The sequence below is a fragment of the Streptomyces sp. NPDC059092 genome (assembly GCF_042756365.1).
Classification (GTDB): Bacteria; Actinomycetota; Actinomycetes; order Streptomycetales; family Streptomycetaceae; genus Streptomyces.
Window position 1 is genome coordinate 3,063 of sequence record NZ_JBHZEJ010000113.1, and the last position, 12,330, is coordinate 15,392.

Genomic DNA, 12,330 nt, shown 5'->3' on the forward strand with positions numbered 1-12,330 from the left:
TGGTCCTCTCGGCCGTTTTGGGCCTGGCGGGGGGCGGGGCCCGCCCCCCCCCCGGCCCACCGCGGCCAGAGGACGCGCCAGTCGAGCGTCCCGGTGGAACGCCGCTCCCCCGGGACCGCCCGGACGACGGGCACCCGCGCCGCCTCGGCCACGCGCCGTACGAACGCGGCCTGTTCCGGGGGCTCGGGCGAGGTCGTGGTCTGGATCGCGCCGACCGCTCGGCCGCGCAGCACGCCGGGCAGCCCGGCGACGTGATCGGCGTGGAAGTGGGTGAGCAGCAACAGCGGGATCCGGGTGATGCCGAGATCCCGCAGGCATCGGTCTGCGGGTACGGGGTCGGGGCCGGTATCCACCACCACGGCGGTGCCGTCCCCGGCGGCGAGTACGGTCGCGTCGCCCTGGCCGACGTCGCACATCGCGAACGTCCAGCCCGGTGGCGGCCAGCCGGTGACGATCCGGGTGAACGGCGGGGGCCGCACGATCACGAGCAGCAGGAGTACGGCGCAGAGCGCGGCCGTCCAGGGGTGGCGCGGGATCCGCCGGGCGGCGACCACGACAAGAACGGTGAGGGCGGCGAGCAGCGCCCCGCCCCGCCAGCCGCCGGGCCAGTCCGTCTGGGCGCCGGGCAGCGCCGCGCCGCCGCGGGCGACGGACGCGATCCACCCAGCCGGCCAGCCCGCGCACCGGGCCAGCAGTTCGGCGGCGGGCAGCGCCACCGGGGCCAGGGCAAGCGTGGCGAAACCGAGAACCGTGGCCGGGGCGACCGCGAGCTCGGCGAAGAGGTTGCAGGGGACCGCGACGAGGCTGACCCGGGCCGCGAACACGGCCACCACGGGCGCGCAGACGGCCTGCGCGGCTCCGGCGGCGGCCAGGGCCTCCGCGAGCCTCGGCGGCACCCCGCGCCGTGTCAGCGCCGCACTCCAGCGCGGACCGATGGTGAGCAGGGCGCCGGTGGCCAGCACCGAGAGGAGGAAGCCGTAGCTGCGGGCCAGCCAGGGGTCGAGGAGGACGAGCAGCAGAACGGCGGCGGCCAACGCGGGGAGCAGGGTTCTGCGGCGGCCGGTGCCGATGGCGAGCAGGGTGATCAGACCGCAGGCGGCGGCCCGCAGCACGCTGGGCTCCGGTCGGCAGACGACCACGAACGCGAGGGTGAGCGCCCCGCCGAGCAGCGCGGTCGTCCGCAGCGAGATCCCCAGGCGCGGGGCGAGCCCCCGCCGTTCGGCCCGCACCGCCAGTCCCGGCGGGCCGATCAGCAGGACGAGGACGATGGTCAGGTTCGATCCCGAGACGGCCATGAGATGCAGCAGATCGGTGGCGGCGAAGGCATCGTGCAGTTCGGGCGTGATCCGAGCGGTGTCCCCGACGACCAGCCCCGGCAGCAGTGCGCGGGCATCGGGCGGCAGTCCCTCGGTCGCCTCGCGGAGCCCTGCGCGGAGCGTTCCCGCCACGCGCTGGACGCGGGTGGGCGGGCCGGTGACCGTCGGCGCGCCCTTACCCGTGACGCGCAGGGCCGCCGCGTAGCGGTCGCCGGTGTGCAGCGGGGGCGCCAGCCGCCCGGTCAGCCGCAGCCGGGTGGACGGCAGCAGCCGCTGCCACCGGCCGGGGTGCTCACCGGGCGGGACGATCACCAGGACGGGCGTACGGACCGTGGTGGCCCCGCCCCGTACCGGCGTCACCCGGGTGAGGTCCGCGTCGAGGACGAAGCCGCCCGGCGCCGTCCGGTCGCCCCCGGGCCGGGGACGGGTCTGCCGGGGATCGGAGGTGACCGTCAACTCCGCGGTGACCGACGCGTACCGCTCGGCGAGGCCGGGCACGGGCCCTCGTCGCGCGTCCGCGCCGTGCAGCCCGGCGGAGGCGGCCCCGGCGGCGGCGCAGAGCAGCACCCCCGCGACGGCCACCCCGGTGAGCCGGGGCCCGCGCGCGGCGCCCGACCGCACCAGGAGCAGCGCGCCGGCCAGCACACAGACCAGCACCCCGAGCGCGGTCCAGTGGCCCGGGACGCCCAAGGCCAGGGCCGCCGCGCCCCAGGCTCCCAGCGCGGGTGGCAGGAGCCGGAGATCGGCAGGGCCCTCCTGGCCCGGATCAGCCGCTCCCGGGCGGTGCTCGGCCGTCCGGTGGACCTGGTCGGCCGTCCGGTTGACAGCGGGGCGCGTCATGGCCGTACGAGCGGCTGGAGGTCGGCGAACTTGCGGTCACCGATGCCGTTGACCTCACGGAGCTCGTCGACGGAGCGGAATCCGCCGTGCTGGGTGCGGTAGTCGATGATGTGCCGGGCGAGGACGGGCCCGACGCCGGGGAGGGTGTCGAGCTGGTCCGGTGTGGCGGTGTTGAGGCTGACGGGGCCGGCCTGCTGTCCGCCCGGCCCTGGGCCGGGTCCGAAGCCCGGGGCCACTCCCCCAGCGTCTCCGCCGGGTCGGCCCGGGGCCGCGCCCGGTGGTGCGGGGCCGTCGACCACCACCTGCTCGCCGTCCATCAGCAGCCGGGCCCGGTTGAGCCCGGTGAGATCCGCGCCCGGCTCGACGCCTCCGGCGGCCCGCAGCGCGTCGGTGACCCGCGATCCGGCGGGCAGCCGCAGGACGCCCGGCTCCCGCACCTTGCCCCCGACATCCACCACGATCCGGGCGGTCTCGGGTGGGGGTGGCTGCTCGGTCGCCTTCGGCAGCGGTTCGGGCAGCCCTCCCGGTACGTCGGCGGCGGCGTCCGCGCGGACCGTGTCAGGTGCACGGACGGGCTGCGGGCGTCCGGTCCAGAAGTGCTGAGCGGCGAGACCGGCCGCCACCACCAGCACCACCGCGAGGGCGCCCAGCGTCCTCAGCTCCAGACCGCACCGGAGCTGGACCCACAGCGGCAGCCGCTCACGCACCGCCACCAGCGCCCCGGCCCACGCGGGCCCACGCTCAGCCTTGGGGAGCGCGGGGGGCTCCGGAGCGGCCACAGGAGTGGGCCCGGCCGAAGCGGCGGCGGCAGCGGCAGCGGCCGGGAAGAGCGCCGCTGCCCGGCGGCGCGGCTCCGTGGAAGGCGGAACCTGGCCCCGAGCCGGAGGCCGCGGCACGGAAAGGGGCGGCGGGGACGCGGGCGCCGACGAGATCCCGGAGGCAGGCTCCACACGCGTACGGACGCGGGCCGGCACCGCGCCACGGACGGCCGCGTCGACGCGGGGGAGGGGACGCGAGCGGGGACGGGGACGGGTCCGACCGTGGCGGGCACGGCCGTCGGAGCCGGGGGAACGACCCGGACCGCTGGTTACGGAGCGTGTTCGGAGAGCCATGCCACAGAACGGTAGGCACCGGGGCCCGATCTCGCTGAGCACCCCGAATTCCGGTGGAAAACCCGCCGGTTGTGGAAAACTCGGCCACCCGAACGAGGGCTGAAGCGAAAGTACGAGGGCGCCCGGCGGCCCCGTCCGCGCTGCCCCGGCAGCCCGTCAGCCCTACCCCGGCGGCCGTCAGCGCCGCTCGGCGACCTCGTCAACGCGGTGGCCGCCCGGCCGCCCCGTCAACGCGGTGAGATCACGGCCCCCAGCAGCCCCGGCCCCGTGTGCGCCCCGATCACCGCGCCGACCTCGCTGACATGCAGATCCACCAGTCCCGGCAGCCGCTCACGCAGCCGCTCCGCGAGTGTCGCCGCCCGTTCCGGCGCCGCGAGATGGTGCACCGCGATGTCCACCTGGCCGGCGCCGGCCCGGTCGGCGACGATCTCCTCCAGCCGGGCGATCGCCTTCGACGCCGTCCGCACCTTCTCCAAAAGTTCGATGCGCCCGCCGTCGAGCTGGAGCAGCGGTTTCACCGCGAGCGCCGAGCCGAACAGCGCCTGGGCGGCGCCGATCCGGCCGCCCCGGCGCAGGTAGTCCAGCGTGTCGACATAGAAATACGCGCTGGTGCCCGCGGCCCGCTTCTCGGCGGCGGCCACCGCGTCGTCGAGCGTGCCGTCGCCCTCCGCGGCCTCGGCCGCCGCCAGCGCGCAGAATCCGAGCGCCATCGCCACCATGCCGGTGTCCACCACCCGTACCGGTACGGGCGCGTCCCTGGCGGCGAGCACGGCTGCGTCGTACGTGCCGGAGAACTCGGCCGACAGATGCAGCGAGACGATCTCCGTGGCCCCGGAGTCCGCCGCGGCGCGGTATGCGGCGGCGAAGACCTCGGGACTCGGCCGTGACGTGGTCACGGACGTCCGCTTCTGGAGCGCCAGGGCCAGCGACCGGGCCGAGATCTCCGTGCCCTCTTCCAGCGCGCGGTCCCCGAGCACGACGGTCAGCGGCACCGCGGTGATGCCGTGCCGTTCCATCGTCTGCGGCGGCAGGTAGGCCGTGGAATCGGTGACGATCGCGACATGGCGGGACATGAGCCGGAGGTTACCCGTCGTCGTCGTGGGGCGGCAGCCCGGCCCCGCCCCACTCATCGGTCCCGGCCCTGGTACACGGTCAGTTCGTGGTCTCGGGCCTGGCCTGCTTCTGCCAGGGGTACGTGGTCCGGCGCACGGGCGGCTCAATGGCCTCGGGCCGCTCCCCGGCAGCGGACGGCGGCGCCGGCCGACCCCGGTTCTCCTCGGTCTCCCACGTCCCTGGCCATGCCGTCGAGGCCGCCGGCCCCGACGCCGCCGCGGGCTCCGCGGGCTCCGTCGACCAGTGCCGCAGCGCCCCGGACTCCACATCGATCTGCGCGCTCAGCGCCGACAGGTCGTCCTCGGAGAACTTCCGCGCCCGGTCCCGCGCCGCCCAGCGCAGCGAGTCAGCGGAGTGCGTGATCCTGTCCGTGCGCTCCCGCACCTCCGCGAGCCGCTGTCCGACCCTGCTCCGATCGGGGTCCCGCTCCAGTTGGCGCAGTTCGTCGTCCAGCTCCCGGCCGTGCACGCTCAGCCGCCGGAACAGGTCGATCGACTCCGACAGCGAGGCGTCCTCGGCCACGCCCGCCTCCAGCGCGTCCTGGGTGGCGCGCATCGAGGTGCGCAGCCTCAGCCGTAGCTGGGCCAGCTCCCCGGCCGTACCGGGCTGGCCGAAGCTCTTCGCCCGCAGGGTCGTGTCCTCCACCGTGCGGCGGGCCTGCGAGATCGTGCGGTCCACGCCCCGTTTGGCGGCGCCGACCACCTTGACGCCCGCGTACACCCCCAGCGCCACGAAGGCGACGAAGAGCAACGCCATGATCGTGATCGCGACGTCCATGAGCGCGCCCCTTCGCAGTCGGTCCTGTCCTCTCCACGGTAAACGGAACAGGCAGGCTGTGGGTTCCATCGGAACCCCCAACCTGCCCGTAGGGGAAAGCCCTGTGACGCCGCGAGCGGGCGCCGTGTACGCCACACGCGGGCGCTGTGTGCCCGATCAGGCGGGCACGATGTTCACCAGCTTCGGCGCCCGCACGATCACCTTCCGGATGCCCGCGCCGCCCAGCGCCGCGACCACGCCCGCGTCACCCAGTGCCAGCTTCTCCAGCTCCTCGTCGGAGATGGACGGGGAGACCTCCAGCCGCGCCTTGACCTTGCCCTTGACCTGCACGACGCAGGTCACTGCCTCGTCCACGACGTACGCGGGGTCCGCGACCGGGAAGTCCCGGTGCACGACCGAGTCGGTGTGCCCCAGCTTGTGCCACAGCTCCTCGGCGACGTGCGGGGCCAGCGGCGCGAGGAGCAGCACCAGCGGCTCGGCGACCGCGCGCGGGATCGGGGCGCCCGTCTTGGTCAGGTGGTTGTTCAGCTCGGTGACCTTGGCGATGGCCGTGTTGAAGCGCAGCCCCGCCATGTCCTGGGCGACTCCGTCGATCGCCTTGTGCAGCGCGCGCAGCGTGTCCGCGTCGATGTCGGCGGGGTCGGTGCCGACGACGGTGACCTCGCCGGTCGTCTCGTCCACCACGTTGCGCCAGACCCGCTGGAGCAGCCGGAACTGGCCGACCACCGCGCGGGTGTCCCACGGACGCGAGACGTCCAGCGGCCCCATCGCCATCTCGTACAGCCGCAGCGTGTCCGCGCCGTACTCGACGAAGATCTCGTCCGGGGTGACCGCGTTCTTCAGGGACTTGCCCATCTTCCCCAGGACGCGGCTGACCTTCCCGCCCTGGTACCAGTAGCCGCCGTCACGCTCCTCGACCTCGGCCGCCGGTACCGCGATACCGCGGCTGTCCCGGTAGACGAACGCCTGGATCATGCCCTGGTTGTAGAGCTTGTGGAAGGGCTCGGCCGAGGAGATGTGCCCCAGGTCGAACAGCACCTTGGACCAGAACCGCGCGTACAGCAGGTGCAGTACGGCGTGCTCCGCGCCGCCCACGTACAGGTCGACGCCGCCGTGCGGCTGGCCCTCGCGCGGGCCCATCCAGTACTGCTCGACGGCCGGGTCGACCAGCTTCTCGTCGTTGTGCGGGTCCAGGTAGCGCAGTTCGTACCAGCACGAACCGGCCCAGTTGGGCATGGTGTTGGTCTCGCGGCGGTAGCGCTTGACGCCCTCGCCCTGCCCCAGGTCCAGCTCGACGTTCACCCACTCCGCGTTCCGCGAGAGCGGCGTCTCGGGCTGGGTGTCCGCGTCGTCCGCGTCGAAGGTACGGGGCGAGTAGTCGTCGACCTCCGGCAGTTCCAGCGGCAGCATCGACTCGGGCAGCGCGTGCGCCGTGCCGTCCTCGTCGTAGACGATCGGGAAGGGCTCGCCCCAGTAGCGCTGGCGGCTGAACAGCCAGTCGCGCAGCCGGAAGTTGACCGTGCCCTCGCCGATGCCGCGCGCGACCAGCCAGTCGGTGATCCGCGTCTTGGCCTCGGCCACGCCCAGGCCGTCCAGGGTGATGTCCGTACCCGTCGAGTTGACGACGGGCGCGTCGTACGAGGAGAACGCGTCGTCCCACGTCGAGGGGTCCGTACCCCGGTCGTCGGCGGGCGCGACGACACAGCGCATCGGGAGTTCGAAGGCGCGCGCGAACGCGAAGTCACGGCCGTCGTGCGCCGGTACGGCCATGATCGCGCCGGTGCCGTACCCCATCAGCACGTAGTCGGCGATGAAGACCGGCAGGCGCTCGCCGCTGACCGGGTTGGTGGCGTAGGCGCCGGTGAAGACCCCGGTCTTGTCCTTCGCCTCGGCCTGCCGCTCCACGTCGGACTTGGTCGCGGCCTGCTTGCGGTACGCGTCGACGGCCTCGGCGGGGGTCGCGTGACCGCCCGTCCACACCTCGTGCGTGGAGTCGGGCCAGGCGGCCGGGACGATCTTCTCGACCAGGTCGTGCTCGGGCGCCAGCACCATGTACGTGGCACCGAACAGGGTGTCCTGACGGGTGGTGAAGACCGTGATCGCGGCGCTCGCGCCCGTGGCGTCCTTCACCGGGAAGTCGACCCGCGCGCCTTCGCTGCGGCCGATCCAGTTGCGCTGCTGGAGCTTGATGGCCTCGGGCCAGTCCAGGGCGTCCAGATCGTTCAGCAGGCGGTCGGCGTAGGCGGTGATGCGCATGTTCCACTGGCGCAGCTTCGCCTTGAAGACCGGGAAGTTGCCGCGCTCGGAGCGGCCGTCGGCGGTGACCTCCTCGTTGGCCAGCACCGTGCCCAGGCCGGGGCACCAGTTGACGGGGGCGTCGGAGGCGTACGCCAGCCGGTAGCCGCCCAGGACGTCGGCGCGCTCGGCGGCGCTCAGCTCACTCCAGGGGCGCCCGTCGGGCGTCGCACGCTCCCCGCTCTCGAACCGCTCCACCAGCGTGTCGATGGGGCGGGCGCGGTCCGCGTCCGGGTCGTACCAGGAGTTGAAGATCTGTACGAAGATCCACTGGGTCCACTTGTAGTAGTCCGGGTCGATCGTGGCGAAGGAGCGGCGCCGGTCGTGGCCCAGGCCCAGCCTGCGGAGCTGGACCTTCATGTTCTCCATGTTGGCCTCGGTGGAGGCCCGGGGGTGCGTGCCGGTCTGGACCGCGTACTGCTCGGCGGGCAGGCCGAACGCGTCGAAGCCCAGGGTGTGCAGGACGTTGTGGCCGGTCATGCGCTGGTGGCGGGCGAACACGTCGGTGGCGATGTAGCCCAGCGGGTGTCCGACGTGCAGTCCGCTGCCCGAGGGGTAGGGGAACATGTCCATGATGAACTTCTTGGGCCGGGCGGCCAGCTCGGGATCGCCGGCCAGCTCACCCGTCGGGTTCGGCGCCTCGTACGTGCCCCGGGCGTCCCAGAAGTCCTGCCAGCGCGCCTCGATGTCGGCGGCCATGGCCGCCGTGTAGCGGTGCGGCGCTGCCGTCTCGGCAGCGGCGGAAGCAGCGGCGGCGGAAGCGGCAGCCGGATTCGTCTCGCTCATGGTGTCCTGAAGCTCCATCGATCGTCTCTGCCAGCGGGGGCCGGCCCTACCGGGCGGCACGGGGCCGCACCGGTCCACCGGTCAGCGAAAGAAAAATGCCCCTCACACAGGAGGGGACGCCACGCTGACTCCGACCGGATCGGTCATCGGTCGGGACTGGTCAGCGCGGCCCGCTAAGCAGAAGGCGTACGGCACGCATGGCGTCAGGGTACCGCAGTGCCCGTTCCGTGCGCACGAGCGCCCGCGAAGGGCCACCCGGAGGACCACCGGGCCACCGGGCGGCGAGGCCCAACTACCCGCCTTACTCCGCGTATCGGACCTATCCGGGCAACGGCGGAGTCGGATAACTCACCTTCACCTGGCTAAACCTGCAAACCGGGTACTGACCGGTATGGCTCCACTTAGCATGCGGCAGCGGGACCGCTTTCCCGAGCCCTTCGGAGTTGCCCCCTATGAACCTTCCACGCAAGTCCGGCGCGTCGCCCAATCCCGAGTCCGGCAACAGCCGGCAGATCCAGGGGATCGCGACCGCCGCAGCACTGGTACTGGTACCACTACTCGCCGTCGTAGGAGGCGACGCTTTTCAGGCCTTCATCGACTTCGGCGCAGGCGTGCTGTCACTGCTGTCGCTGTCCGGGGCGGTCGTTTGGGGTCTGATAGCCACCGACCGGCTGCTCCTCGCACCGCGGCAGCGGCTGCTGGCCCAGGGCATCCACCGGGCGACCGCCGTCGCCTCGATCGGCTTCCTGCTGCTTCATGTCACCATCAAGATCACTCTCGGCAAGGTCGCCCTCATCGGCGCCCTGCTCCCCTTCGGTCTGGGTGTCTCCGGCACGAACGGCCTCATCGGCTTCGGCTCGCTCGCCGGACTGCTGATGATCGTGGCCGGCACGACCGGCGCCATGCGCAGCGTCTTCGCCCTTCCCGGCAAGTACGCCGCCCGCTGGCGGGCGATCCACATGGTGGCCTATCCGGCGTGGTGTTTCGCCCTGATTCACGGACTCTTCACAGGACGTCCCGCGGCTACCTACGTCACTGTGATGTATTCCCTGACCGTGCTCGGCGTCGCCGGCGTCGTCTCCCTTCGCCTGCTCCCCCGCCAGGTCCAGCGACGCGTCGCCGAGCGGATCGTCTCGACGACGGGTGCCACCGTCGAGGCACAGGAGTCCGGGACCAATCTCCGCGATCTCTCGTCCTCTCCCCTCCCTGGCGCCAGCGGCATCCCGCCGCAGCGCGAGTACCAGGCCAGGCCGCAGCAGGACCCGATCGCCTCCGCGTCGTTCTCCGCCCCGCTCGGCGGAGGCCGCACGCCCCCGCGGCTCGCCGCCCCGTCGCCGCCGCTGTACGAGGCGACACCGGCCGTGGACCCACTCGCGGCCGGAGACCCCTTGGCCGACACGTTCGTCGCTCCACGGGGCGGTGACGGCTTCTCAGGGCTGGGTCCGGACCGTGGCCAGGACAGCGGTACCGGGATCTCCGCCGGCTACCGCGCCATGTCCATGGACGCGACCACCCGGATGCCCGCGCAGCCCCCCGGTTCCCCCGCGGCCGGAGGTCAGCGCGGCGGGGACATCCCGTTCGCCGAGCGCATCCCCATGACCGAGGAACTGCCGGTCATCTCGGACGAGCCCGCCGGAGCGCCCGGTTCCTGGCCCGCCCCGTCCCCACCCAGGCCGGCGCAGGCGTTCACCCAGCCCCCGGCGGCCCCGTACGACACCGGCGCGATCCCCACGTACGACGGCGTCCCGAACGGTGGGCAGAACCAGCCGTACGACACCGGGGCGACCCCCCAGTACCCCGGGTACGGCACGGGCCAGGCCACCCCGTACGACACCGGGGCCACACCCGTTTACGGCGGCCAGAACGGCGGTGGCCAGAACACGCCGTACGACACCGGGGCGATCCCCCAGTACAACCCGGGGACGGCCCCTCAGGGCCAGCAGAACCCGCAGTACGACACGGGGGCGATCCCGGCCTTCGATCCGGGCGGCGCCACCGCGTACGGCACCGGCTCCCCCTACGGGCCCGACGGCGCGTCCCCCTACGGCACCGGTCCGGCTCCGACGTACGACACGGGCTCGCTCCCGGCGTACGGCACGGGCGCCGTCCCCCCGTACGACACCGGCTCCGTACCCGCCTACGACGGCCAGTCCTACGACGGCCGGCAGCAGGCAGGACCCGGTCAGCCCGGATCGGGCCCCTTCCCCTATGACGAGGCGGCCCCCCAGGGCCCCCTCTATCCGCCCCCGCCCGGGGAACCCTGGCAGGCACCCGCAGGAGACCGACCGTGAACGCCCCTCTCCCCGATGTCCCCGAAGTCCGTGTCGTCGGCCTCCCCCAGCTCACTCAGGGATTCGATCTCGTCGAACGCCTCGACCTGCCCATGCACCTCAAGGTGCACGGGCCGCTGGAGGCGATGACCGGCGAGCGACTGGCCCAGTTGGCCGAGAACATATCCCTGACCGGCCGCGGCGGCGCGGGCTTCCCCTTCCACAGAAAACTGCGCGCCGTCGCCAAGTCGGCGATCAGCCGCGGCGTCCGGCCGGTCGTCGTCGTCAACGGCAGCGAGGGCGAACCGCCCTGCCGCAAGGACACGGTGATGCTCAACCGGGCACCGCACCTCATCCTCGACGGCGCACTGCTGGCCGCGGAGGCCCTGGGCGCGCGCACCCTGGTCATCGCCGTGACCAGGAACTCCACCGAGGTCTCGATCCGGGCGGCCCTCGCCGAGCGCGGGCTCTCCGACCGGCGCGGCCAGCAACTGCGGGCCAAGGTCGTCCGTACGCCCGAGCGGATGGTCTCGGGCGAGGCCTCGTCCGTGATCCGGGCCATCAACGGCGGGCCGGCCAAGCCGCCCGGCCGCCGTGAGCGCGCCGCCGAGTCGGGTGTCGGCGGTCTGCCGACGCTGCTGTCGAACGCGGAGACGTTCGCCCAACTCGCCGTCGGCGCCCGGATCGGCGCCCGCCGCTACGCCCACACCGGGCTCGAAACCGAGCCCGGCACGGTCATGCTCACCATCTCCGGCGCGGTCGCCCGCCCCATGGTCATCGAGGCGCCCTCGGGCGTGCCGCTGCGCTACATCCTTCAGATGGCCGGGGCCCCGCCGATGCCCCAGGGCGTACTGACCGGTGGCTACCACGGCAACTGGATGGACGCGATCGCCGCCCACGAGGCCGTGATCTCGAAGGAGTCCTTCAAGTCGTTCGGCGGCGCGCTGGGCGCGGGCGCGATCCTGCCGATCGGCCCCGAGACCTGCCCGCTGGGCGAGGCGCTACGGGTCGCGAACTGGCTCGCCGCCGAGACCGCCGGGCAGTGCGGTCCCTGCAAGCTCGGTCTGCCGGCGGCGGCGAGCGGTCTCGCCGACGTGATCAACGGCGGCGGCCAGGCGGCCCTGGAGGCGCTGCGCGCGGTCACCCAGTCGGTCAAGAAGCGCGGCGCGTGCCAGCACCCCGACGGCTCCGCACGCTTCTTCTCCTCCACCCTCTCGGCGTTCACCGACGACCTCGCGGCGCATGTGCTCAACGGCGGCTGCGGACGCGAGACGACCGGGGTGCTGCCGCTGCCCAACCCCGGCTACCAGGACGAGGTCGAGTCCATCCCCAGCGGCGGCAAGCTCGCCATCGACTGGACGCTCTGCCAGGGCCACGGCCTGTGCGCGGACATCCTCCCCGAGCTGTTCCGGATGAGCCCGGACGGCTTCCCCACGCCGGCCAAGGCGGATGTCCCGATGCACCTCCAGGGGGCCGCGCAGCGCGCCGTACGGCGGTGCCCGGCGCTGGCGCTCCGGCTGGAGCAGACGGCGCCTCCGCAGCCGCCGCGCCAGGAGTCCTCGCGCGCGGCGCTGCCACCGGGCGGCGGGCGCAAGGCCCTCGGCCGGGGCCGCGGCTGAGTGAGCGTGCGTACCGGCGGGCCCCGCACCAGGGTCCCGCCGGTCTCCCCGGCCCCGGAGGAGGCCCGGAGGCAGGGAAAGCGGACATACGGGAATCGGACATACGAGAAGCGGGGGGGGCCGGGGGGGGGGGCCCCTGTGGGGGGGGGGGGGCGCGGGGTACAAGCGTCCGCCGTGCGCGGCCCGGCCTGTCGCCGTGACG

7 protein-coding genes are annotated in these 12,330 nt (G+C 73.6%); 2 read left to right on the top strand and 5 right to left on the bottom strand.

What is annotated here, in order from left to right; genetic code table 11:
* The 5 genes from ACFXPL_RS35860 to leuS form a co-directional block, all read right to left on the bottom strand.
* Positions 1-2,156, bottom strand: a 2,156-nt coding sequence (locus ACFXPL_RS35860) for a ComEC/Rec2 family competence protein (protein WP_384927360.1), incomplete at its 3' end; no start/stop codon positions are given.
* Complete coding sequence (locus ACFXPL_RS35865) at positions 2,153-3,268, bottom strand: helix-hairpin-helix domain-containing protein (RefSeq protein ID WP_384927361.1); 1,116 nt, start codon at positions 3,266-3,268, stop codon at positions 2,153-2,155. The genes ACFXPL_RS35865 and ACFXPL_RS35860, both read right to left, overlap by 4 nt.
* Positions 3,269-3,495: 227 nt before the next feature.
* Positions 3,496-4,341, bottom strand: a complete 846-nt coding sequence (locus tag ACFXPL_RS35870; protein WP_384927362.1) for a DegV family protein — start codon at positions 4,339-4,341, stop codon at positions 3,496-3,498.
* A gap of 79 nt (positions 4,342-4,420) precedes the next feature.
* Positions 4,421-5,158 carry a hypothetical protein gene (locus ACFXPL_RS35875; RefSeq protein ID WP_384927363.1) on the bottom strand — a complete coding sequence of 246 codons (738 nt, stop codon included), beginning with the start codon at positions 5,156-5,158 and terminating at the stop codon, positions 4,421-4,423.
* A gap of 156 nt (positions 5,159-5,314) precedes the next feature.
* Positions 5,315-8,239: a leucine--tRNA ligase gene (gene leuS, locus ACFXPL_RS35880; RefSeq protein ID WP_384927364.1), complete on the bottom strand. Its 2,925-nt coding sequence runs from the start codon at positions 8,237-8,239 to the stop codon at positions 5,315-5,317.
* 452 nt (positions 8,240-8,691) lie between these two features.
* Between leuS and ACFXPL_RS35885 the strand changes: the two genes are divergently transcribed.
* Together ACFXPL_RS35885 and ACFXPL_RS35890 are read left to right on the top strand one after the other, a co-directional pair.
* Positions 8,692-10,530, top strand: a complete 1,839-nt coding sequence (locus ACFXPL_RS35885; protein ID WP_384927365.1) for a hypothetical protein — start codon at positions 8,692-8,694, stop codon at positions 10,528-10,530.
* The gene (locus ACFXPL_RS35890; RefSeq protein ID WP_384927366.1) at positions 10,527-12,128 is read left to right on the top strand and encodes an NADH-ubiquinone oxidoreductase-F iron-sulfur binding region domain-containing protein; all 1,602 of its coding nucleotides are present in this window, start codon (positions 10,527-10,529) and stop codon (positions 12,126-12,128) included. Before ACFXPL_RS35885 ends, ACFXPL_RS35890 begins: the two co-directional genes overlap by 4 nt.
* The last annotated feature ends 202 nt before the right edge of the window (positions 12,129-12,330 follow it).